At 34.8% G+C, this 23,602-nt stretch carries 27 protein-coding genes, 2 pseudogenes and 1 riboswitch; of the genes and pseudogenes, 20 read left to right on the top strand and 9 right to left on the bottom strand.

The window, feature by feature from the left end; genetic code table 11:
* Positions 1-24: 24 nt before the first annotated feature.
* Positions 25-582 (bottom strand): CatB-related O-acetyltransferase, encoded by a 558-nt coding sequence (locus tag RTP99_RS06605; RefSeq protein WP_000966315.1) that lies wholly within the window; start codon positions 580-582, stop codon positions 25-27.
* Positions 583-692: 110 nt separating this feature from the next.
* Between RTP99_RS06605 and RTP99_RS06600 the strand changes: the two genes are divergently transcribed.
* From RTP99_RS06600 to RTP99_RS06560, 9 genes are all read left to right on the top strand, one after another.
* Positions 693-1,034, top strand: a complete 342-nt coding sequence (locus RTP99_RS06600; protein ID WP_001268342.1) for an ASCH domain-containing protein — start codon at positions 693-695, stop codon at positions 1,032-1,034.
* The gene (locus RTP99_RS06595) at positions 1,031-1,426 is read left to right on the top strand and encodes an NUDIX hydrolase (RefSeq protein ID WP_000620820.1); all 396 of its coding nucleotides are present in this window, start codon (positions 1,031-1,033) and stop codon (positions 1,424-1,426) included. The genes RTP99_RS06600 and RTP99_RS06595 overlap by 4 nt, the downstream gene beginning before the upstream one ends.
* An 86-nt stretch (positions 1,427-1,512) precedes the next feature.
* Complete coding sequence (locus tag RTP99_RS06590) at positions 1,513-2,133, top strand: acetate uptake transporter (protein WP_000070946.1); 621 nt, start codon at positions 1,513-1,515, stop codon at positions 2,131-2,133.
* Positions 2,134-2,258: 125 nt separating this feature from the next.
* Positions 2,259-2,702: a flavodoxin gene (locus RTP99_RS06585; protein ID WP_001062754.1), complete on the top strand. Its 444-nt coding sequence runs from the start codon at positions 2,259-2,261 to the stop codon at positions 2,700-2,702.
* Positions 2,703-2,718: 16 nt separating this feature from the next.
* Positions 2,719-3,618 carry a WD40/YVTN/BNR-like repeat-containing protein gene (locus tag RTP99_RS06580; RefSeq protein WP_000449506.1) on the top strand — a complete coding sequence of 300 codons (900 nt, stop codon included), beginning with the start codon at positions 2,719-2,721 and terminating at the stop codon, positions 3,616-3,618.
* Positions 3,619-3,834: 216 nt separating this feature from the next.
* On the top strand, positions 3,835-4,035 hold the full coding sequence (gene cspB / locus RTP99_RS06575) for a cold shock-like protein CspB (RefSeq protein ID WP_001179150.1): 201 nt from the start codon (positions 3,835-3,837) through the stop codon (positions 4,033-4,035).
* Positions 4,036-4,223: 188 nt separating this feature from the next.
* On the top strand, positions 4,224-5,069 hold the full coding sequence (locus RTP99_RS06570; RefSeq protein ID WP_000799574.1) for an exonuclease: 846 nt from the start codon (positions 4,224-4,226) through the stop codon (positions 5,067-5,069).
* 177 nt (positions 5,070-5,246) lie between these two features.
* Complete coding sequence (locus RTP99_RS06565) at positions 5,247-5,408, top strand: hypothetical protein (protein ID WP_000387290.1); 162 nt, start codon at positions 5,247-5,249, stop codon at positions 5,406-5,408.
* A gap of 31 nt (positions 5,409-5,439) precedes the next feature.
* On the top strand, positions 5,440-5,787 hold the full coding sequence (locus RTP99_RS06560; protein WP_000566102.1) for a hypothetical protein: 348 nt from the start codon (positions 5,440-5,442) through the stop codon (positions 5,785-5,787).
* Between the two features lie 300 nt (positions 5,788-6,087).
* On the opposite strand, the gene RTP99_RS06555 is transcribed toward RTP99_RS06560, so the two are convergent.
* Together RTP99_RS06555 and RTP99_RS06550 are read right to left on the bottom strand one after the other, a co-directional pair.
* Positions 6,088-7,179 carry a DUF3900 domain-containing protein gene (locus RTP99_RS06555; RefSeq protein WP_046647775.1) on the bottom strand — a complete coding sequence of 364 codons (1,092 nt, stop codon included), beginning with the start codon at positions 7,177-7,179 and terminating at the stop codon, positions 6,088-6,090.
* Positions 7,180-7,296: 117 nt separating this feature from the next.
* A complete protein-coding gene (locus RTP99_RS06550; protein WP_001997954.1) occupies positions 7,297-7,638 on the bottom strand; it encodes a hypothetical protein in 342 nt (113 codons plus the stop codon).
* Positions 7,639-8,000: 362 nt separating this feature from the next.
* Here RTP99_RS06550 and RTP99_RS06545 point away from each other — a divergent pair, with 362 nt between their 5' ends.
* The 5 genes from RTP99_RS06545 to RTP99_RS06525 all read left to right on the top strand — a co-directional run bounded on the left by RTP99_RS06545 (position 8,001) and on the right by RTP99_RS06525 (position 12,701).
* Positions 8,001-8,912: a VanW family protein gene (locus tag RTP99_RS06545; protein ID WP_000488988.1), complete on the top strand. Its 912-nt coding sequence runs from the start codon at positions 8,001-8,003 to the stop codon at positions 8,910-8,912.
* 377 nt (positions 8,913-9,289) lie between these two features.
* A riboswitch (SAM riboswitch) is annotated at positions 9,290-9,396 on the top strand.
* Between the two features lie 69 nt (positions 9,397-9,465).
* Positions 9,466-10,134 (top strand): amino acid ABC transporter permease, encoded by a 669-nt coding sequence (locus RTP99_RS06540; protein WP_000667175.1) that lies wholly within the window; start codon positions 9,466-9,468, stop codon positions 10,132-10,134.
* 19 nt (positions 10,135-10,153) lie between these two features.
* Complete coding sequence (locus tag RTP99_RS06535) at positions 10,154-10,915, top strand: amino acid ABC transporter ATP-binding protein (protein ID WP_000570172.1); 762 nt, start codon at positions 10,154-10,156, stop codon at positions 10,913-10,915.
* A gap of 11 nt (positions 10,916-10,926) precedes the next feature.
* The gene (locus tag RTP99_RS06530) at positions 10,927-11,718 is read left to right on the top strand and encodes an amino acid ABC transporter substrate-binding protein (RefSeq protein WP_001232342.1); all 792 of its coding nucleotides are present in this window, start codon (positions 10,927-10,929) and stop codon (positions 11,716-11,718) included.
* 74 nt (positions 11,719-11,792) lie between these two features.
* Positions 11,793-12,701 (top strand): VOC family protein, encoded by a 909-nt coding sequence (locus RTP99_RS06525; protein WP_000249886.1) that lies wholly within the window; start codon positions 11,793-11,795, stop codon positions 12,699-12,701.
* A gap of 21 nt (positions 12,702-12,722) precedes the next feature.
* On the opposite strand, the gene RTP99_RS06520 is transcribed toward RTP99_RS06525, so the two are convergent.
* Both RTP99_RS06520 and RTP99_RS06515 read right to left on the bottom strand, forming a co-directional pair.
* Entirely contained in the window at positions 12,723-13,640 is a 918-nt protein-coding gene (locus tag RTP99_RS06520) for a hypothetical protein (protein ID WP_000749951.1), read from the bottom strand.
* Entirely contained in the window at positions 13,637-14,155 is a 519-nt protein-coding gene (locus RTP99_RS06515; RefSeq protein ID WP_001103108.1) for a GNAT family N-acetyltransferase, read from the bottom strand. The genes RTP99_RS06520 and RTP99_RS06515 overlap by 4 nt, the downstream gene beginning before the upstream one ends.
* Positions 14,156-14,446: 291 nt before the next feature.
* Here RTP99_RS06515 and RTP99_RS06510 point away from each other — a divergent pair, with 291 nt between their 5' ends.
* Both RTP99_RS06510 and colA read left to right on the top strand, forming a co-directional pair.
* Positions 14,447-15,124 (top strand): MgtC/SapB family protein, encoded by a 678-nt coding sequence (locus RTP99_RS06510; protein WP_001275622.1) that lies wholly within the window; start codon positions 14,447-14,449, stop codon positions 15,122-15,124.
* 202 nt (positions 15,125-15,326) lie between these two features.
* On the top strand, positions 15,327-18,242 hold the full coding sequence (gene colA / locus RTP99_RS06505) for a collagenase ColA (protein ID WP_000679538.1): 2,916 nt from the start codon (positions 15,327-15,329) through the stop codon (positions 18,240-18,242).
* A gap of 431 nt (positions 18,243-18,673) precedes the next feature.
* Here the strand turns inward: colA and RTP99_RS06500 are convergent, their stop codons facing one another.
* On the bottom strand, positions 18,674-18,853 hold the full coding sequence (locus RTP99_RS06500; protein ID WP_001236331.1) for a hypothetical protein: 180 nt from the start codon (positions 18,851-18,853) through the stop codon (positions 18,674-18,676).
* 411 nt (positions 18,854-19,264) lie between these two features.
* Here RTP99_RS06500 and RTP99_RS06495 point away from each other — a divergent pair, with 411 nt between their 5' ends.
* The 3 genes and pseudogenes from RTP99_RS06495 to RTP99_RS27830 form a co-directional block, all read left to right on the top strand.
* A complete protein-coding gene (locus RTP99_RS06495) occupies positions 19,265-19,567 on the top strand; it encodes a hypothetical protein (RefSeq protein WP_000717607.1) in 303 nt (100 codons plus the stop codon).
* Positions 19,568-19,614: 47 nt separating this feature from the next.
* A pseudogene (locus RTP99_RS06490) lies at positions 19,615-19,797 on the top strand (Tn3 family transposase); the annotation flags it as partial.
* Positions 19,798-19,930: 133 nt separating this feature from the next.
* A pseudogene (locus tag RTP99_RS27830) lies at positions 19,931-20,065 on the top strand (Tn3 family transposase); the annotation flags it as partial.
* A gap of 197 nt (positions 20,066-20,262) precedes the next feature.
* On the opposite strand, the gene RTP99_RS06480 reads toward RTP99_RS27830, so the two are convergent.
* Positions 20,263-20,766, bottom strand: coding sequence for a GNAT family N-acetyltransferase (locus RTP99_RS06480; protein WP_000636232.1), 504 nt, complete (start codon positions 20,764-20,766; stop codon positions 20,263-20,265).
* A 255-nt stretch (positions 20,767-21,021) separates the two neighbouring features.
* Here RTP99_RS06480 and RTP99_RS06475 point away from each other — a divergent pair, with 255 nt between their 5' ends.
* On the top strand, positions 21,022-21,420 hold the full coding sequence (locus RTP99_RS06475) for a DUF2871 family protein (protein ID WP_000737906.1): 399 nt from the start codon (positions 21,022-21,024) through the stop codon (positions 21,418-21,420).
* Between the two features lie 679 nt (positions 21,421-22,099).
* Here the strand turns inward: RTP99_RS06475 and RTP99_RS06470 are convergent.
* On the bottom strand, positions 22,100-23,044 hold the full coding sequence (locus RTP99_RS06470; RefSeq protein ID WP_000052087.1) for an acetyl-CoA carboxylase carboxyltransferase subunit alpha: 945 nt from the start codon (positions 23,042-23,044) through the stop codon (positions 22,100-22,102).
* A gap of 32 nt (positions 23,045-23,076) precedes the next feature.
* The gene (locus RTP99_RS06465; protein ID WP_000817666.1) at positions 23,077-23,523 is read right to left on the bottom strand and encodes a MarR family winged helix-turn-helix transcriptional regulator; all 447 of its coding nucleotides are present in this window, start codon (positions 23,521-23,523) and stop codon (positions 23,077-23,079) included.
* Between the last annotated feature and the right edge of the window lie 79 nt (positions 23,524-23,602).

The raw sequence follows: 23,602 nt of genomic DNA, 5'->3' as shown, positions 1-23,602 counted from the left end.
AGAAGGATGCTCTTTCTGTATGAATCATGTAGATTCTTTTTCGGGCGAGGTGAAAAATTCATCGATTTTGTCGGAGAGTAGTAATGGAATCGCTCTTTTTATAACAGAAATGTCCCAATCCCACCATGCAAGATTCTCTAGTTTGTCAATTATTTCTTGCGGGAAACGATATCGAATAAATTTTGCTGGATTACCAGCCACAATTGCATATGGAGGGACGTCTTTTGTAACAACACTTTTGGCACCAATAATGGCACCGTTACCAATTGTAACACCAGATAAAATGCAGGATTGATAACCAATCCATACATCATTGCCGACTACGATATCACCTTTTGAAGAGGGGTGACCAGTAATATGGGCTCCTTCGCTGAAAAGAGCGTTAAATGGATAAGTCGTTATCCAGTCCGCGCGATGTTCTCCGCCAAGTATGAAAACAACGTCTTCTCCTAATGAACAAAACTTACCTATTTTTAATTTCGTTTCATCATTCCAAGAAAAAATAGTTGGACCTACTTTACTATAAGTATAATCACCGATATCATACTTACTATATTCAGGTTTTTGATTTAAATATAACATGATTCCTCAACCTTCTTTCTCAATCAAGAAATAAGCGTGGAATATTATATGCAAGGTGTAGTAAGGTGACCAGTGTTAATAGGTAAAATGAATAAGTGGGAGTGGAATGTATGAGATATGAAATGGGATTATATAATAAACCTTTTCAGTCAATTAAATTAGGAAAAAAAGTGTATGAAGTGCGCTTATACGATAAAAAACGTCAACTCATAAAACAAGGCGATCATATTATATTTACGAACCTTACGACAGCAGCAACGATGGCTGTAAAAGTAACGGAGATAAAACGATACGAAAACTTTCAAGCAATGTACGAACAAATTGATAAAAAATTATTGGATTGTGAAAATGATAGTTTAGAGGAAATGTTAGAAAGTACATACAAAATATATACGAAAGAACAAGAAAAAAAGTGGGGAACAGTTGCGATCGGTATTAAGGTAATAAAATGATAAGAAATCGCGGCGCGGCTATCATTGTGCAGGAAGGAAAAATAGCTCTTATAAAACGTATTCGAGAAGATGAAACGTACTATGTTTTTCCAGGCGGAGGAATCGAAGAAGGAGAAACACCTGAAGAAGCAACAAGGCGAGAAATTTTTGAAGAATTAGGGGTACATATAAAAGTGGAGCATTTAATTGCAAAGGTGGAGTATAAGAGTACGGAGTATTATTTTAATGCCGATATTATAGGTGGAGTTTTTGGAAGTGGTAAAGCTGAAGAATTCGAAATGAAAGATAGAGGGATTTATATTCCGTTATGGTTGCCGATATATGAGTTGGAAAAAGTGAATATAAAACCGTATGAAGTGGTCGGAAGTATATTCAATCATTATAAAAAGTAAAGTCTGACAACATACAAAAAAAACCATTGACATAGCCTTCTGATTTAAGTATTGTATTCGAGTATGTTTATAATCAGGAGGTTTATATGAGCAATCAAACAACTACACATCATGTGAAAATGACAACAGCAGATCCATCTGGAATCGGTCTATTTGGATTAGCGATGGTAACACTTGTAGCATCATCTCAAAAGTTAGGCTTAACAGATGGCGTTTCACTCGTATTACCATGGGCAATCTTTTTAGGAGGATTTGCACAAATCTTTGCGTGCATTCATGATGCAAAGCATAACAATACATTCGGTACAACAGCATTCGGTGCGTACGGTCTATTTTGGCTAGGCGTTGGAATGACTTGGTTAATTCAACTTGGAGTATTCGGCGAAAAATTAGTACAAGCTGCAGATTCAAAACAGCTTGGTGTAGCCTTTATCGGATATTTGATTTTCACAATCTTTATGACAATTGGTGCAATGGAAACACATAAAGTATTATTTATGATTTTCGTTCTTATTGATTTCTTATTTATTGGTCTTTCATTAAGTACTTTAGGTGTTATGCCGCATGCAATGCATAATTTAGCAGCATATTCTGAACTTCTTATTTCATTATTATCTTTCTATGGTTCAGCAGCAGCAGTGTTAAACACACACTTTGGAAAAGTTGTTTTACCAGTTGGAAAGCCGTTTGGTATTTTTAAAAAGTAATAAAAAGCACAGATGATTGTATAGTCATCTGTGCTTTTTTATATGGAATAAATAAAAATATAATTGAAATTGATTCTCATTATTAATATAATGAGAATCATTTATTGTAAGAGGGGGATGCCGAAGTGGCGAAAATTTTAATAGCTTATGCGAGTATGTCAGGAAATACAGAGAGTATTGCTGATTTAATTAAAGTTAGTTTAGATGCCTTTGATCATGAAGTAGTATTGCAAGAAATGGAAGGCATGGATGCTGAAGAGTTATTAGCTTATGATGGAATCATTTTAGGGTCTTATACGTGGGGAGATGGGGAATTGCCATTTGAAGCGGAAGATTTCCATGATGACTTAGAAAATATAGATTTATCAGGGAAGAAAGCAGCGGTATTCGGATCAGGTGATACGGCGTATGAACTATTTTGTGAAGCGGTAACGATATTTGAAGAAAGACTTGTAGAGCGCGGTGCAGAGCTTGTACAAGAAGGGTTGAAAATCGAACTAGCTCCAGAAGATGAAGAGGATGTTGAAAAATGCAGTAATTTTGCAATTGCATTTGCTGAGAAGTTCTAAGAATGGGAGTGTCAACGTGGAGACAATGTTAAGTGCGACCGCTATTACAAAGTTAAGAGATGGAAAGCTTATGTTAGCTACTACATATAATGGTTTATTTATTGAACAAGACGGAGAATGGAAACAAATTTTACATGGTTTTCAAAAACGAATTAGGGATTTACATAGCGAAGATAATGTAGTGTATGGTGTAGGTGACGAAGGAATTTTTATTCGTAGTATGAATGGTGGGGAGAATTGGACGGTTCAACGTTTTCCAACAAAGGCAACGAGTTGGAATGTGTGTAGTAATATAGAAGGAACTGTCATTGCTCATGGAGATAAAACGTTGTATCATTCGAATGATTTTGGTTCGACATGGGAAACCATTCATCCATTTCTTGAGTATGGTGGCGGGGCACCATCTATTCGATCGTTGTTTTTATATAAACATTACTTATTTATTGGTACGAAAATACATACTAAATATGGTGGTGTTTGGCTCTTTAATTTGGAGACACGTAAATTAAAGAGGATTAAAATCGTAATGAATCAGATGATTTCAGCGTTGACTTTACACAATTCTTATTTAGTAGCAGCCAGTGGGTCGTGCAAGGGGATTAGCGGTAATATTTCTTTTTGTAAAATAGATGAAAGTATAGAGAGTGAAAAAACATATTGGCACACATGTCAAAGTGAGCAAAAAGCAAGTAGCTATTTAGACTTAAGTGTAGATCAACATGTGCTATATACAACGTCAACGCAAAATAAGGCGGGGATTAGTACAGTTTGTCGTGTACTTCTAGAAGAAGGAATTGTTACAGTATGTGACTCAGTTAAAGGGCATGGTTGGCGCATCGTGAACGAAAAAGAAGGCTATGTTGTAGCTGGATCAGGTGAATCAAAAGCAATGCAATGGAAGAAAAAAGTTGTATAGTAAAAAAAACTTTGCTTTTATTATATTGATATGATATATTATATTTAAACCATTTTACTTTTAATAATATAGAGATTTAAATGAGCTGTAACTTCCGAGGAGGATAGCAATGTTAAATCTCCTCAGAGTTGCAGTTTTTTTAATGTCTGACTTATTTTTGTAAAGTGGTTGAAAATGAATATGTACATATAGGTACATTGTAGGAGGATTTTTTTCATGCAAAACGGTAAAGTAAAATGGTTTAACTCAGAAAAAGGTTTCGGATTCATCGAAGTTGAAGGCGGAGAAGACGTATTCGTACATTTCTCAGCTATCCAAGGCGAAGGCTTCAAAACTTTAGAAGAAGGTCAAGAAGTTACTTTCGAAGTAGAACAAGGTAACCGTGGACCTCAAGCTACTAACGTTAACAAGAAGTAATTGTGGAAAAAAGAAGGGCTTGCCCTTCTTTTTTTTTGCGTTTTTACTGAATAACCCCCTATGTACATATAGTAATGAGATTGAATTTGTTTTTTTAGACAAGGTATTGCATGCATAAAGTGTATGAATAAATAAATACTGAAAATAAAGTATGTGTGTGAAAAGGAACTTAGAAAGAGGTAAAAAAATTGAAAAACACTACACATTTTATTGTGTTTGATATAGAGAGAAATTTTAGGCCGTATAAATCAGACGACCCGTCAGAGATAGTTGATATAGGGGCTGTAAAAATAGAAGCGAGTACAATGAAGGTAATTGGAGAATTTTCGGAATTAGTAAAACCGGGTGCTAGGCTTACTCGTCATACGACAAAATTAACGGGAATTACAAAGAAAGATTTAATGAATGTAGAGAAATTTCCGCAAATTATAGAGAGATTTATTCAGTTTATCGGAGAAGATTCTATATTTGTTACATGGGGAAAAGAAGATTATCGGTTTCTAGTTCATGATTGTACGTTACATGGTGTAGATTGCCCGTGTATGGAAAAAGAAAGAAGAATTGATTTGCAAAAGTTTGTTTTCCAAGCGTATGAAGAATTATTTGAGCATACACCGAGTTTACAATCTGCAGTAGAACAACTCGGTTTAACATGGGAAGGAAAGCAGCACCGTGCTTTAGCGGATGCTGAGAATACAGCGAACATACTTCTTAAAGCATATAGTGAGAGAGATATTACTAAAAGGTATAAAAGGCATGGTGAACTTGAACTTGTAGAGAACGGAAAACTAACAGAAAAAGCGAAAAAAAAGATGCGAAAATGGGTATTTAAAGAAATGAGAAAAAATACTGAGCGTCCGTTCGCTTGGAGTACATTTGAAAGTAGTGACACGTGGGAAAGTATAACGGAAAGATATTATATAAGTGAACCTACAATAGAACTTCTGAAAAAACATTTTCGTACGGCGGTTAGAAAAGCGGAAAGGCGGATTAGGTATTTGGCTGAGATGGAGAAGAATGCAGAGGTTAAATGACATTCTTCTCTATTTGTAGCTACATAAATTTACTGTCATTGTATTGATGGATGAATAAAGTATTCATATAAATAGGAATTGATTTGTTGTGCTACTTTGAAATTTATGGTGTGGTAAGAAATTTTTTAATATATTCATAAAATTAGAGCCCATAGAAATGAAAGAGGGTAAAGTTGAATGGAAGCAATCTTTAACATTGTAACAGTTTTAGTTTTTGGGATAATATTTACCACGCTATTAGCGGTAATTACACTTCCTTTCATAGCAAAGAAGAAGAATTGGAAAAAGCTTAATATCTCTTTAAGTCGTGGTGTGTTAAAGATTAAAATAGAAGAGTAAAAGATGAGTTTTATACAAGGGAGGTGTGATAGTGATAGACTTAGATATTAAAGACGTCAACGTACAGATGGAATTAAACGGAGTCTTTTGGAATGAGGATGGGATTGCTGAAATGACGGTGACTACAAAAGAAGAGCATTCTTTTATTCTTCGTTTAGTAGTTGACTTAGAAAATAAAACGATTAGGGCGACGAGTGTTGAAATAGTGAATGGATTCTGTCCGCTATGCAAACAGAAAAGGAACGAATGTAGTGAATTGAATGACTTGCAAAATAAAATGGAAATTTTAGAAGAAGCCTACGATTGGGTGAGAGAGCATCCAGAATATCGTTTTCAATTATCTTTCTACGATTACAATAAATTTGAGGTAGTGAAGTGAAATTTTCACTTGAACAACATACATAGTGACTAAAAAGAAAACATAAAAAATGTATAGACGGACTTGTTCAACTAGAAATATTGAAGTAAGTCCTTCTATTGGCAATACGCTTGTGTAATAAGGAAGTAATCTACTTGATTCTGTAACAAATGTCCTCTTGGATCAAAAATAAGCATATTTTATTATAAAGCAGAAAAACCGATTCTTAGTAGAATCGGTTTTTTACATAACTTTCAAATATGTCCTAAATAAAAGATCGTTTGTTAATAGCGCTCAGTAAAAATAGGTATATAGAAGAATTTATTCAATCCCGTTCGGATCATAAGAATACTGCTGCTTATTCTCAATCCGCTCAATTACGTCTTGCAATTCATCTGGCTTCAGAAACTCAATTGGAGAGAAGCCTTTCTCAAATGTAAGTGTATCAGCCTCAATCATTAATACGTATCGGTCATTTACCTTTGCGATATGTATTTGATCCCCGAAATCAGCAAGCAGGGACTTTACAGAGATATGGTCTGCTTTTAGCTTTAATTCCACTTCAGGCGCGTGCTCGACGATTTGAGCGGTAGCTTCCATTACTTCTTCGGTTGAAAATTGTTCCATAATTTCGCGTTTCGGACTGGCAGCCCATACTTCCATCGCTTGGTCGAATTGTTCGCGCTCTTCCGTACCTTCTTCAAATACATCTTCAATTTGGTCGTATACCATGTCCATTACTTGTGTTTTCATAATTTCAGGCATAGAGCGTTCGTATTCGACGAATTTTAAGAAGTCTTCAAAGTAACGGGCGTGTGATGCTTGGTGAATTTTTAGCTCGCCCACTTCGACCATACCTTCTTCGGGCATGTACGGATATTGGATAGATTTCATATTTTTTGTTGTGATGGCCATTTCAACGTTACGAATTAGTGTGGATTCATCGGAAATAGAAGCGACTTTTGGCTCGAAGTCACATTTCATAACGAAGACGAATGGATCATCAAAGTATTTGCGTAGTTTTGCTTGCGCAATTAAAAATACACCACCGCGCACAGCACTTGTGTCAAGATATGTATAAACGAGAGGTTCGCTCATATCTTTGAAGTTTTCCTTCGTTTCTGCAAAGCGGATGCGATTAAATAAGTTGTAATGAGGGTTTGAATCAAGTTCGTGCCCTTCTTCTACAATAAAGCGACCGATCTTTGTCGGAGCTTGTTCTGTTTTCGCATGACGTTCTACTTTTCGCTTTGAAATTTTTAATAATTCTCCATTCAAAAATTCTTTTAAGGAGCTATCTTCATACTCTTCAGCGTCTAATGTTTGAAAATGTTTGTAGCGTTTATCAACAGCTTCACCTTTTCCTTCTACTTGTACAACATAAAAGGAAAGATAATTTATTTCAAAATCCATATTTATCACCTTGTTTCATTTCATTAACTCTTATCAGTATAGAGATGGAAAAAACTTTCGTCAATTTATATAAGGAAGGGGAAGCCCCCTTCCTTCATATATTTTTTATTTTCGAAATTAAAATCCGTCTTCTAATGCTGAAAATGGAATGTTCAGTCTGTTTTCTACTGTACGTAAACGTTGGTTTAAGCGGTTTAATCTACGTGTATGACGCTCAACCGTGTTTTCTAATTGACGTACTCTTTGTTCAAGCTCATTTACTCGTCTTTCTAATTGGCGGTTTCCAGCACCAGGAAAAGAGATTGGAAGTTGGAATTGTCGAGTTTGATCGTATGGATTAACTTGTTCTACTGGATCTATATATTGTTGGTATTGTGCTTGTAAATCATATTGAGGTTGATAACCAGTTTGGTTATATGGATCGTATGGATTGTAGGGGTACATAAAAACATCCTCCATTTCTTTAAAATAGGTTAATTCACCATAATGTATGTGTAAAAGCGGAGTGTGGCACGGCAAATACCTATTTATGTTCACAGGATGTTTTTTTATAAATATGAATATGGAGTTTTACATTTGTATTTCGTTCGTTTTATGGTATATACTGGATAATGGGGAGAGGTTACGTAAAGGTTACAATTTTATCAAACTCAAACTTTTATGTAAATATGTATAGACATTTGGAAAAGAACAGAGTAATTTATATAGAGTGAAAAATAACTTGTAACAATTTATAAATATATTGTAAAATGATTGTAACAAAACATACATAAAAATGAAATAATACATAAAAGTAGTATTGGGGAAAAGGGGAGAGTATATTGTTCCGTAAAGTAAAGGGTATATTAGTTGGGGTTTTATGTGTAGCTGTAGTGAGTGGCTGTGGTACAAAAGTAAGTGATGTTGCATTAGTAAGTGATATTGGTGGCCACACGGTAGAGGCTAAAGCAGAAGTACAGGATTCTATTAGTTTAGTAGATGGTCGTACAGGTACGGAAGTGAAAAAGCTAGATTTGTCGAGTCTAGGTTATTTTGAAGATGAAGCGAAATTTAAAAAATCAGTTGAGAAGGTTGCTAGGGAAGTTGGAAAAAATGTTGACAAAAAGATGGTCCCTTCACGTCTAGGATCTGATGGAAGTTGGCAAGAAGGGAAACCTTCTTATGAATTAATGGAAAAAGAATTAGTAGATAAATTATTAAACGTAGGTATGTGGGATTCTTCCTATCAATTACCTATTGTTGAGAAGAAGCCTACTGCAACATTAAGTGATGCGCAAGGAAGTGGTACGGTAATTGGTAGATATGAAACGAATTTAGGTGGCTCAACAGGTGGCCGTATTGAAAATATTCGTTTGTCAGCAGCGAGCATAAATGGAGTTGTATTAGCAAAAGGAGACCGTTTCTCTTTCAATGCATTAATTGGTGATACAACGCCAGATAAAGGATATCAATTAGGAAAAGAAATTGTAGATGGTAAATTAGTAGATGGATATGGCGGTGGTGTTTGTCAAACATCATCAACATTATACAATGCAGCAGATCAAGCTGGTTTGAAAATGGTAGAGAGAACAACACATTCTAAAACGGTAGGTTACGTTCCACAAGGAAGAGATGCTACAATTGCATATCCATACTTAGACTTAGTGTTTGAAAACACGAATGATGCACCTGTGAAGCTTTATATGGGTATTCAGGGCGGAAAGTTAGTTGCTGAAGTACATAAAATGCGATAAGAATCATAATCTAGAAAAAGCCATTATTTCTACTAACAATAGAAATAATGGCTTTTTCTGTGTAGTTTATCCAGTATTAGTGATACATTTCAAGACTAGGTGAATGTGAGGAACAAGATGTTTGGGAATTTATCCGGCTTTAATGGGCAGTAAGACCCCCCACCTCAAAATTCAGCGAAAACAAAGAAGTTAGATGGGGGATCAACTGCCCATAAAAGCCCGATTGGTTCAACTAATAATCAGTGGGGGATGAAGAACCCCCCACTGATTAAAGTTTCACTTTATCGAATTTAATTCTTAGTTTTCCTATTGACATTATTAGTTATTAACTGTATTCTTCATAATAACAACTAAATAAATGGAAAAATTTATTAGTTTTCTTATTAAGAGAGATGGAGGGACTGGCCCGATGAAATCTCAGCAACAGGCTATAAAAGTACTGTGCTAAGTCCAGCAAACGTATGAAGCGTTTGGAAGATGAGGGGAAATGGATTAACATTCAACTCTTCTTATATGTGTAAGAAGAGTTTTTTATTTAGAGAGGGGGGATAGAGTGAAGTTTGATGTAACGTATTTTTTAGAAAGTTTTCCGCAATTATTTAAGTATGTATACATAACTTTAGGAATTACTGTAGTTTCAATGATTATTTCTTTTGTTATAGGGATAGGTTTGGCGATCATAACGAAAAACAAAACGAAATTTCTATATTCTATTGCAAGAGTATATATATCTTTCTTTAGAGGAACACCTTTATTAGTTCAATTGTTCGTGTTGTATTTCGGATTGCCGCAAATATTCCCAACCTTTACAGTACTTACAGCGATGCAAGCGACTTTAATTGGTCTCAGTTTAAATAATGCAGCGTATTTGTCAGAAATTATTCGGGGTTCATTAAATGCTGTCGAATCGGGACAAATGGATGCTTGTTTATCAGTTGGAATGACAAAGGCGCAAGCTATGCGACAGATTATCTTTCCGCAAGCTATTCGGGTTGCAGTACCGTCACTTGGAAATAATTTTGTTGGATTGTTAAAAGAATCTTCGTTATCTTTTGCACTTGGGGTGGCTGAAATTTTAGCGCAAGCGAAAATGTTAGCGGCACAATCGTATCGTTATATGGAAAGTTACTTAGCGGTAGCAATTGTATATTGGATTATTACAATCGTAATTAGCTGGGGACAGAAAAAGTTAGAAAAGAAACTGGATGCACCGTATTTGTAACAAGGATGAGGTGATATGTGTGATTGAGATAAGTGATTTGTATAAATCTTATAAAAGTAATGAAGTACTAAAAGGAATCTCACTTACTGTAAATAAAGGAGAAGTGGTAGTCATTATTGGACCTTCTGGTTCAGGTAAATCGACACTATTAAGATGTTTAAATTTATTAGAACAACCAGAGGATGGAAGTATTAGAATTGAAGATTTAGAGATTCATGTGAAGAAGCTTTATAAAAAGGAAATAATAAAATTACGCCAAAAAACAGCGATGGTTTTTCAAAATTATAATTTATTTAAAAATAAAACAGCATTGCAAAATATTACAACGCCATTAACAGTTGTGCAGAAAAAAAGTGAAGAAGAAGCAAAAAGAATAGCAAAAGAAATATTAAAACAAGTAGGTTTAGCTGAAAAAGAAAATTTCTACCCAACGATGTTATCAGGTGGGCAACAACAAAGAATAGGTATTGCTAGGGCAATGGCTTTAAATCCCGCTGTATTATTGTTTGATGAACCGACTTCTGCACTTGATCCAGAATTAGTGAACGAGGTATTGCAAGTCATTAAGGATTTGGCAAGGCAGCATATAACGATGGTTATTGTCACACATGAAATGAATTTCGCGAAAGAAGTAGCGGACCGTATTATATTTATGGCTGATGGCATTATTGTAGAGCAGGGAACGCCAGAAGAAATTTTTCGGAATCCACAAAATGAGCGTACGAAAAAGTTTTTACGACAATTGAATGCTTCAGAAGAAGGCAATCATTTCGTTATTTAGGAGGAAAAATTATGAGGAAATCATCATTATTACTAACATTAGCATTAACAGTATCGGTTGGGCTTTTATCTGCTTGTGGTTCAGATACAGCGAGCAAAAAAACAGATGAAAAAGTAGTGAAAGTTGGGACGTCTGCAGGTCGTAGTCCATTTATTTTTAAAGAGGGTGAGAAAGTAAAAGGTTTTGATGCTGAAATTATTGAAGCGGCTGCTAAAAAAGCTGGATATAAAGTTGAATGGAGCGTTTCTGATTTTGAAGGATTATTCGGTTTATTAGACTCGGGTCGTATTGATACAATTGCAAATGAATTATCGGTTTCTCCGGAAAGAAAAAAGAAATATGACTTTTCAATTCCATATGTTTATTCAGGATCTGTTTTCGCGGTGAAGAAAGATAATAATACAATTAAATCGATAGAAGATCTAAAAGGAAAGACTGTAGGTGTGGGGCTTGGTACAGCCGGGGAACAAGAATTAAAAGCTGTAAATAAAAATAATGCTTTTACAATTAAAACGTTCTCAGAAGATCCAACAGCAGAATTGAATGAAGTAGGACTTGGTCGTGTAGATGCTTACTATAATGATAAAGTGCAAGTAGAAACAACAATTAAAAAGGCCGATTTAGATAATGTGAAAGTAGGATTTGGTCCACTTAAATGGGGAGAGATTGCATTTCCATTTGCTAAAAAGAGCGAAAAGTTAGAAGATATAAATAAAGCATTGAAAGAATTAGAACAAGATGGGACATTAAGCGAAATATCAACAAAATGGCTGAAAGTTGATGCTACAAAAAAACAAAATTAAAGTATGTTCGTTGAATGTGGCTATTGTCCATCAACTTATATAAAAATAAAAGGAAACTGGGGAGGAAGTTACTCATGGTACAAATTCATCCAAAAACACGTATTGGTCATGTTGAATTTAAGGTGTTAGATTTAGAACGTCAAATTGCTTTTTACGAGAATGTTGTAGGTTTAGAAGTAATTAAGCAAGAGGGGAATAAAGCGTATTTATCTGGAAAAGGTGGAAAGAACACGTTACTTGTTCTTGAAAAGTTAGAGGACGGGTTACTGCAAGAGCCGCGTACGACTGGTATATATCATGTAGCCTTTTTAGTTCCGACTCGTGAGGCGTTTGCTTCGGCATTATTTGGTGTGATTCGTAATAAGAATGTAATTGATAGTCCAGCTGAGCAAGAGGGACGTTATACATATTCAAATGAAATTTTACCAATTTCAAGGTTTAATAGTGCGAGTGATCATACGTATAGCGAAGCGTTTTATTTACATGACTTAGAGGGAAATGGTATTGAAATATATGCGGATCGTCCGCGCGATCAATGGGGAGAAGGGCCAGGAGGAAGTACCCCGCTTGATTTAAAAGAACTAGCAACGCTTGTTGATTATGAATTTGATGGATTACCTGCTAATACTGTCGTTGGACACGTGCATTTACGGATAGCCGATGTAGAGGAGTCATATGAATTTTATGTAGATACAGTAGGCTTTGAAGTACAGCAACGCGAAGATGACTGCGTATTCATTTCTGCAGGAGGATATCATCACCATATAGGCGCAAATACGTGGAACGGAGTAAATAATCCGCACCCACCGGCACATGCAACTGGATTAAAAGTGTATACGATAGTACTGCCGCATAAAGAAGCGTTAGATGAAGTGAAAGAAAGATTAATAGAAAAACAGCATGAAATAAATGAAACTATAAATGGGTTTACAGTAGTAGACCCGAGTGGTATTACAGTCCAATTTGAAATAGAAGCAGTATAAAAGAAGCTAGAAAGTGTTTCATCACTTTCTAGCTTCTTTTTGATACGTAATCCAAGTAGGACAAGGGTTAAAAGGAAAGGATTTTAAGATTTCCATGGCATATATACTAGTTGAATCGAATTCACCTTGAATGAAAGAATAGCCGTGTTTATTTGCATACATAAATTGTTCGAAAACGAGCAGTTTCAGTAAGGATAAATCGTCTATCGTGTGAGTTCCGCACCATCCTAGTTCTACCGTATTATCCTTTTCTGATGTATGGAGGAAAGAGTATGCCACAATTTGATACTCTTCATCTATAATGAGATAGCTCCCATCCAGTAACACATCATCAGCTAAGATCATTTCTTTCCAAGTTTGTAGCGGGAATGAGGCAACTGGATTTGCTAAGTGGGTCTGCTCGTAAATTTCTTTTACTAAGTAGGCTAGTTTTTCTAGTAAATTATTATCGGATAAGATGTTTGATAAAGTTTGTAAATGATAATTTGAATTAGGGACTATATCGATAGAAATTATTTTTCGTACGTCTAATATCGGCATATATGTTCTTCGGATTTCCATAAAATTATTTTGCTCATAATAATTTTTTAAATGAGCTGACGTTTCCCATATAGAGGTTTGTAATGGTAGTTTGAAGTTTTCTAGTTTTGGAATTTCGTTTAATAAAAATTCTTCAATGTGTAGCTCTGAATAGAAAGGATTCGTATATATTCGAAAGTATGTGCAGAATGGATGGAAGTTACTGCCCCAGGTAAAAAAGATGCCTACTACATCTTTTTTATAGTAGGCAACATACGCGCATTTTGTTTTAATATTTCGTAATAAGTGATATAGATACGATTCTTCATTATATAAATCAATAAGTTGTTTTACTTGTAGCTCATTACTTCTACTATACTTCTCTATAACAAGAGTATGTTTATTGGTGGACTTCTTCATAGCTCAATCCAAAACCTTCTTACTACATTCCCATCTTCCTCAGTGAAATCATCATCACGAAGTCCACCGTTATGTAAAATTGTTTTTTCAGAAGCTGTATTCACTTCGTCACAAACAACAAGTACTTTCTCGATGTTTAATTCCTTCGTTTTTTCTAGAGATAATTCTAATAACTTCGTAGCATAACCTTTTCTTCTTTCAGAAGGGCGAATGCCATAACCGATATGACCGCCAGCGTTAAATAAATGTTCGGTTAAACTATGACGTATATTAACAGCGCCTACAATTCTATTATGATCTGTAACGAGCCAATACGTAGAATCTGGTACCCAAGATTCAGGAAGATTTATTCCGTTATGGGCATCTAGTAGTTCTTGTACCATAGCGGGGAAGTTAGAAGGGTCTTTTGTAATAACCCACGGAATCATCGTTTCACCGCTATCTTTCCATTCGTTATAAAAATCTAAGTATTCGTCTTGTAAATCGGTAGTAGGTGTAAGCAAAGAGACGTTCATTGTTAGCAAGCTCCTTTATTTATGTAGAATGTATAAAAAATTACAACAAAAAATGAAAGCGTTTTCCAAACTTTCTCAACCTCATTTCATGTAATCCACCTTTGTTTTTTCAAGAAAATGAGTGGATGTTTAAAATTGGAAGTTATTTATTTTATGTTAATATTTAAAATATTAACATAAAACGACCTAGGTATTAAGTGTATTTTAGTGAAATTCCTTCATATCGATACATGGATGTGTGTGATAATTTTTGTTTTATCTATCTATAATGAATGAAAGGGGGAAGGGCTCGTGAGTGCAAATTTTGATTTCATTATACGAATTGGTGTTGCGGGTTTGTTAGGGGCAATAATCGGTATTGAAAGGGAAATTCGATCAAAAGAGGCGGGATTAAAAACACATTTCCTAGTAGCGGTAGGGAGTGCATTAATAATGGTCGTTTCGAAATATGCTTTTTCAGATATTATGAATGAAGAACATATGGCACTTGATCCAAGCCGTATTGCAGCACAAGTTGTTAGTGGTGTAGGCTTTTTAGGTGCAGGGACAATTATTATTCAAAAGCAGGCGGTGAAAGGATTAACGACAGCAGCTGGTTTATGGGCCACAGCAGGAATTGGATTAACAATTGGGGCTGGCATGTATGTAGTAGGAATTGGAGCGACGATTCTCGTTTTAATTGGTTTAGAGATTGTAAGTCGTATTTTTAAGGTGCAATTTTTATTTCCACAAAATATAACGGTGCAAATGTGTATAAATAAACATGAAGCAGTACAACAAATATTAGAAACACTACAAGTGAAAGGCATTCCAATACTTTCATATGAAGTGGAAGCTTCACAGCAAGGTATAGAAACTGTTTATAAGGTAGGGATGCAACTGAAAAATATATCGCCAGAAGAAAAGAATGAGTTTATTCAGCATATGCAAACATTACCGGAAGTTACATTCATAAAGTTAAAATCATAGCGCTGAAAACGAGGATAGATGTAGCGGGAATTACGCTATCATCTATCTTTTTTTGATATAAAACGCACATAAAGTCAAGTGTTAATTTTGCATGGTATGGATACATGTGTGAACGTTACCTTATTTTTTCTCAATACAGTATAAAAAGTAAAAATAGTAAAATAATGGTGCGGTACACTAAAAATGTAAGGTAGGGGAGAGCATGAAAGGCTATTCAAAAAAAGTGTTAGTAGGGGTAAGCTTTGCTAGTTTCATGTTAGGGAGTTTTCAAGGGGGCGCATTGGCAGAAGGTACAAAGGGAGAGCAAGTTTCATATCGGAATGTGCTCAAAATGGAGCCGGTTGGTGTACAATTACCAGTGCAAGAATTAGCTCATTCATCAAAAGTGTTGGAAAATAAGTCTTTTGAGAAAAGGCTACAATTTGCTGATTTGTCACAAAGACCGCCTGAAGTAAAAAAGAAAAGTAAACAATTAACCGCAGCGAAAACGTATACAATTGCTGAATTAAATCAATTGAGCAATCAGCAGTTAGTGGATTTACTTGTAACAATTGATTGGGAGCAAATTACTGGGCTATTTCAGTTTAATAAGGATAGTCTTGCATTCTATCAAAATGATAGTAGAATGCAGGCAATTATTGATAAATTGAAGCAGCAAGGACAAGCTTATACGAAGGATGATTCAAAAGGGATTGAGACTTTAGTAGAGGTATTACGCTCAGGGTTTTATCTAGGATTTTATCATACAGAATTAAGTAAACTAAATGATCGAAGCTATCATGATAAATGCTTACCTGCATTAAAAACGATTGCGAATAACCCGAATTTCAAACTCGGTACGTTAGAACAAAATAGAGTTGTCTCATCATACGGAAAATTAATAGGAAATGCTTCGAGTGATGTGGAAACGATAACATCAGCTGCAAAGATTTTTAAACAATATAACGATAATTTTTCTACATTGGTAGACAATCTATCAGCTGGAAATGCGATTTACGATATTATGCAAGGTGTTGATTACGATATTCAATCGTATTTATACGATACGAGAAAAGCACCGAAAGATACAATGTGGTATCAAAAAATTGATAGCTATATTAATGAATTAAGTCGTTTTGCCTTAATTGGAACGGTGACAGCGAAAAATGGTTGGTTAATTAATAATGGTATTTATTATACAGGTAGACTTGGTACGTTCCATAGTACAGGAACGAAAGGGTTGCAAGTTGTAACGGACGCAATGAAAATGTATCCGTATTTAGGAGAGCAATATTTCGTAGCTGCTGAGCAAATTGCGACGAATTATGGCGGGAAAGATGCGAATGGTAAAGTGGTTGATCTAGATCAAATAAGAGAAGATGGTAAGAAAAAATATTTACCGAAAACGTATACGTTCGATGATGGAGCAATTGTGTTAAAAGCTGGAGATAAGGTGACAGAAGAAAAAGTAAAACGTCTATATTGGGCGGCAAAAGAAGTGAAGGCACAATTCCATCGTACGGTTGAAAGTGACCAGCCGTTAGAAAAAGGCAATCCTGATGATGTATTAACAATGGTTATTTATAATAGCCCATCTGAATATCAATTTAACCGTCAATTATACGGATATGAAACGAATAACGGCGGTCTTTATATAGAAGGAACAGGTACGTTCTTTACTTATGAACGTACGCCAGAAGAAAGTATTTATAGTTTAGAAGAATTGTTCCGACATGAGTTCACACATTACTTACAAGGTAGATATGAAGTGCCAGGACTTTGGGGACAAGGGAAGATGTATGAGAATGAGAGATTATCTTGGTTTGAAGAAGGGAATGCGGAGTTTTTTGCAGGGGCAACGAGAACAGATAATGTTGTACCGAGAAAGAGCATTATAGGAGGAATATCTTCAAATCCAGCAGAACGTTATACAGCAGAGAGAACGTTAAACGCAAAATATGGAACGTGGGATTTCTATAATTATTCCTTCGCTTTACAATCGTACATGTACAATAAGAGATATGATATGTTTGACAAAATTCATGATCTTATTAGGAAAAATGATGTAACAGCATATGATGCATACCGCTCTGCTTTAAGTAAAGATGCGAATTTAAATAAAGAATATCAAGATTATATGCAAATGTTAGTAGATAACCGTGAGAAATATAATGTTCCGTTAGTATCAGATGATTATTTAGCAACTCACGCACCGAAACCAGTTTCAGATATTGCGGCAGAAATTACAGCAGAAGCAAAATTAAATAATGTATCAGTTAAGAAAAATAAATCACAGTTCTTTCATACATTTACACTACAAGGAACATACACAGGTACTACTGCAAAAGGAGAATATGAAGACTGGAAGACAATTACACAAAACGTGAATGATACGTTAAAACGTTTAAGTGCGAAAGAATGGACAGGCTATAAAACAGTAACAGCATACTTCGTAAACTATCGTGTGAATGCAGCAGGACAATTTGAGTATGATGTTGTATTCCATGGTATTAATACAGAAGAAGGTGCTGTGAATAAAGCGCCAGTTGCGGTTATAAATGGTCCATATAGCGGAAAGGTAAATGAAGCAATTTCGTTTAAAAGCGATGGATCAAAAGATGAAGATGGGAAAATCATTTCGTATAAATGGGAGTTTGGCGATGGAGCAGTAAGTGATGAGCAAAATCCGACTCACGTGTATACAAAAGAAGGAACATATACAGCGAAATTAACAGTAACAGATGACAAAGGATTAACGAATACTGCTACAACGAATGTAACGGTTCAAAAGAAAGAAGATAACAGTGTGGAAAAAGAGCCGAATAACTCATTTCAAACAGCAAATAAACTGCAGCTAAATCAAATTTTACGTGCTAGTTTAGGAAATGGCGATACGAGTGATTTCTTTGAAATTAATGTGGATACTGCTAAAAACCTTCAAATTAACGTAACGAATGAAAATAATATCGGAATGAACTGGGTTCTTTATTCGGAAGCAGATTTAAATAATTATGTTACGTATGCACAGCAAGAAGGGAATAAGTTAGTAGGAAGTTACTACACGTATCCAGGAAAGTATTACTTACATGTGTATCAGTATAGCGGGGGAACAGGGAATTATACGGTAGAAGTGAAATAGTAAAAAGGTCGCCGTGAGTGGCGACCTTTTTGTTGCGTGTTATACAAAAAATTAAATAAAATTTACAAAAGCTTGATAGGTACTACCAAGGGAAAGTATCGTAGCTACCATATGTGCAGTCCATTTAGGCATATTTAATTTCAATACGGTATTGTACAAGATTCCATATAAGGGGTCCTGCCGACGAAACGCGTAAATTATACGCTAAGCATAAGCTTACCAATAAAATAAAAAAACAAAGTCTGTAAATTTATGTAAAATAATGATATAATTTAATTGAATATAAAGAAAAAGGAAACCTGTTTTTATCAGTGTTACCTTTTTCTAATTACACCACGGGGCCACCAACTAAATGTCATGAAAAACACGATAAGACAATATCTCTCAAATATAAAGCCGATTAGATCCGTAAAAAAGTTTAGCTTTTTCGCCTAAGTAAAGTCGTTCCATGTAAAATCAACACTCAAGATACCGATAGGATATGAGCTAGCCATATAGTTTCTTCTAGAAGCTAAAGCTAATTTCGGATTACGAAAACAAGTGTCATGACTGTCAAGAAAACATACATCAAGTTTTTCAGAGCTTACATCAATAGCTACGAATAATCTCAAAGAAAGGACCTCCTTTCTTTGAATAGTATTTGGAATGAGCTTGGATACTGTGGGATCTCCCTAGAGTCCAAAACATAGCCACAACCTCGCGTATGAGTATTCAATGATTGCCTTCACCTAAGCTGCCCTCCCACCACTAGAGAGGTAAGTGAAGGAAACCGATACAGCTTGTGCGTATGCAGTGCATTTTGGTCTGGGTCACAGTCTTTTAACGTGCTCGAACTACAGGAGGAGTAAGCATATTCCCGATGGATTCATCGCTGTACTTCCATTATCTGTGGGATCCCCTGATATCCAAGACTAAATTTTACCCATACATCATTTTTTTGATGTAGCTCTTGAAGATAAAAACTATTTAATTTTCAAGGAACAGTTATTAACTTAAAACTTATTATACGAGGAGGGTGTATCATGAAAAAAATATGCTTTGTATTAATTGTCGACGCTGGTATAAATTATGGTTCAATATTTTCTCTACCATTTTTAAGGAATCAGGATGATTTGAAGGAATATTTTTCTGAGTATTATGATGTTTCGATTAATTATATTAGGGATAAAAACTCAGTTGACTATTTGGTAGTTCCCAAACCGTGTCCACCTTTTGATAATGAAAATAATCTTCCAATAATTGAAGTACCAGCAATCTTATTTATGGAAAAGAATTTTGAAAAAATAAAGACTTATATAGACAATTATTTTTCTAATAACTCATAAAGAAAATAAAAGTACAGTAAAAAGAAGTCCGATAAAAAACGAGTGGTGAAGATTCAATGAATAAGGCACAAGCAACATTAGTAAATTACTAGCACCAACTAGAATTAGCTTCTTATTGGGGAGATGGTACCACTTCGTCTTCAGATGGGATGTGCATGCAAATTGGGGTTTCATCTTTACATGCAGACGCAAATCCACATTACGGAACAGGTAAAGGTGCTACCATTTATCCCACTTTAATGGGCAGTAAGACCCCCACTCAAGATTCAGCGAAAGCAAAGAAGTTAGGTGGGGGATTAACTGCCCATTAAAGTTCGATTGGTTCAACTAATAATCAGTGGGGGATGAAGAAAACCCCCACTGATTAAAGTTTCACTTTATCGCTTTGTGAGTGATCAATTCTCTAGCTTTTATACAAAAGTGATTAATACGAATGCTAGGGATGCCGTTCATGTCATTGATGGTTTACTACATCACGAAACAGATTTACATATGGAAGTAGGAAAACATCAGGAGCCTTTACTTGCCCATATTCCACCTTTAGGTTGGGAGCATATAAATTTCTTAGGTCAATATAAATTCGATATTAACAGTTCCCATTCTATTCGATCATTACGCCCCCTTAGAACATAAATGAAGCCCTTGATTTTCTGCTTAGCGTAGACAAATCAAGGGTTTTTCTTTCAAAATCTTTTTTACGCGTTATACCCGAATAATTTTAAATCTTCCCCTGAGTCCGAAATGACCTCTTCGAACTTCAATCCTACTTTTTCTAAAAGCTTTCCTGAATTGATGTTATCAATAGTAGTAATTGCTACAATTCGTTTCAGTCCTAGTTTTTGTACTCCGTATTCGATTACAGCGGAGGCTGACTCGTAGCCATATCCTTTTGAACGGAATTCTTCTAAAAAGGCAAAGCCAATATCAACATCTTCTAATGAATCTCTTTTAATAAGACCGCACATACCAAGTGAAGTGAAATCTTCTTTTCGTTCTACTAAGTAAAGGCCAAAGCCCATTTTATTATACATATCGATGGGTCCGTTTAAGATGTATTTTTTTGCATCTTCTAAGTTTTTAATCCTTTTATCACCGATATACTGAATCCATGCAGGATTGTTTACTAATTTAAGAATAAATGGAGCATCTTTTATATCAAACCAGCGAAGAACGAGGCGTTCAGTTTCAAGAACTATCAATCCAATGCACCACCTTTAACATTTATAATCATTAGTATGGATTGTGTAATACAAAATCGCAACATATTTTAATAGAGTCCTGATTGTTCACATAAAGTTCGTTTGTTTTGTATAAAGGGATATTTTATAATTAGAATTGATTGTAAAGAGTGAGATGCTTATACAATGACTCCTAGGTGACTAGGAGTTTTTACTATATAACTATCATTATTACTAAATATGACACACTACACATTCTACTCAAGGAGGTACATAATGAAGAAATTATATAATGCATCGTTTACGTATTTGATTATCGGTTTATTATCAGGGATTTTCGCTAGGGAGTATGGAAAGTATAAAGGGATTGTAGGATCTACTTTGTTAAACCTTTTACATACACATACACTTGTACTCGGCTTTTTCTTCTTTTTAATTGCTTTAGGATTAGCAAAAGTATTCGCGTTTCATGAAGCGAATACTTTTAATAAGTGGTTTGTTGTACATAATATCGCACTAATTTTAATGTTAGGTTCGCTAGCAGCAAGAGGGCTTCTTCAGTTAAATGGAGCGGACTTTAAAGGGTTAACTTATATTGTTGGTTTTTCTCATTCGTTGATGGCAGTTACTTTAATTTGGTTTATGTTGTTAATAAAGAAGTCGTTTAAAATATAGTTTTATCCCGCATTAACGGGCAGTAAGACCCCCATCTCATATTTCAACGAAAGCAAAGAAGTTAGGTAGGGGTCGGACTGCCCGTAAAAGCCCGATTGGTTCAACTAATAATCAGTGGGGGATGAACCCCCTACTGATTAAAGTTTCACTTTATAGAAAAGAACTTGCCATAATTGTTATCTAGGGTAAAATATTTATAAGCAAACTAATAAAAAGGTATTACATTTTAATGATGTAGTGCCTTTTTTATTGTAGTTACATTTAAATATCTACGGTATTATATGTAATATAATAATCAAAATGTAGGTAAATGAAAAATAAAAAAATACATCCATTATCTCAAAAAAGATTGATTTAATGGATGTATTTTTACATACAGGGGTCACGCCACATTGCCATCAACCTAAGTTTTGAGATACCCCCATACCGGAATTTTCACCTTTTTACAGTTATTTATGAGAATTTAGCTCATTTTTTCGTTTTGGGGAACAATCAATTTCTTAAGTTGATGGGCATGTGATAATGCTTCCATTTGAATAAATTTTCCTTTTCCATACCGATCACACATCTTTTGTAGAGTAATAGTGTCAGCATATCCCGGTTTAAGAGGTTGCTTACAAAATATTTAGAATTTTTTTCGCGAGAATCCTCCGAAATGTAATATGGACTTTAAATACTTTCATTTATAATTCTCTATTTGTCTATACTTTTCATATCGCTGTTGTATAAGCTCTTCCGAGGATAATGGTATCAATTTTTTTAGAGATGATTCGATTACAGATTCAATCATTTTTGCCTGTGATTTTATATCATTTTGTGCTCCACCTTTAATTTCAGGGATGATTTCATCAATAATTCCTAAATGTTTTAAATCTTTTGCTGAAATTTTCATATGTTCAGCAGCTTCTGGAGCATACTTAGCGTCCTTCCATAGGATAGATGCTGCTCCTTCTGGCGAAATTACCGAGTACCATGAATACTCTAACATATGGATATGGTTACCGACACTAATGCCAAGAGCCCCACCACTTGATGCCTCTCCAATTACAATACAAACAATTGGCACTTTAAGTGTAGTCATTTCAAATAGATTTCGAGCTATCGCTTCAGAAATTCCACGTTCTTCAGACCCTATCCCTGGATAGGCGCCTATTGTATCAATAAATGTAATAATAGGGCGATTAAATTTATCAGCTTGTTTCATAAGTCTTAGCGCTTTTCTATAACCTTCTGGATGTGCCATTCCAAAATTTCTTTCTATACTTTCCTTTGTATTTCTACCTCTTTGATGACCAATAACCGTAACGGGCATTCCTTTAAATTTTGCAATACCACCTATCATTGCTTTATCATCACCATATAATCGATCACCATGAAGTTCGAGAAAGTTTGTAAACAATAAAGGTATATAGTCCAATGTCGTGGGCCGGTTACGTAGCCTTGCAATTTGAACTCGTTGAAAAGGTGTAATATTAGAATAAATTTTATCTTGCATTTTATTTAAACGTTTTTCTAATTCATGAATTTCTGAAGATAAATCTACATTATTTTCTTTCATAATTTTCTTTAATTCATCAAATTTCTCTTTTAATTCAATAATAGGACGTTCAAAATGCAAACTCATTTTATCCTCCAAATGTTATGATTTACCTCATTCTAATCAAAAGACTTAGAAATAGAATCAATAAATAATTCAAAACCATCCACAACTATTTTTTGTTCTGACTCTGATAAATTATTGAGAATACTTTGATAAAATGTAATGGATTGCTCTCTTAAGCAATTAACAGTTATGTGACCTTTTTCTGTGAGGTGCAGAAAAAGTTCTCTTCTATTTTTTTCATTTACTTCACGATAAATAAGCCCCTTTTTTACTAACTTATCTACCAATCTACTTACAGTTGAAGTCTCTAATCTAAGTTTATTGGATAGTTGCCAAACTGTTAATTTTTCCACCTCTAGTTCTTCTAACGCCATCATTTGAGAAGTTGGTAAAGGTTTTTCAAATGGTCCATTGGGCAAATTTTGAGATTCAAAAACCCCAGTTATTACAATCATTTTCTTAATATCTGTTCTTAGTTTTAAGGCATCTTCTCTTTTCAAAAAGGTCCCCCTCCTACAACTAATGTATCATACATCAATTGTATTATACATGAATATGTTTTTTTCACAAGCTTAACGT

This window comes from Bacillus sp. (in: firmicutes) (assembly GCF_031983925.1).
Lineage (GTDB): Bacteria > Bacillota > Bacilli > Bacillales > Bacillaceae_G > Bacillus_A > Bacillus_A pacificus.
The sequence above is the reverse complement of the archived record's forward strand: the minus strand, read 5'-3'. Positions and strand labels throughout refer to the sequence as shown.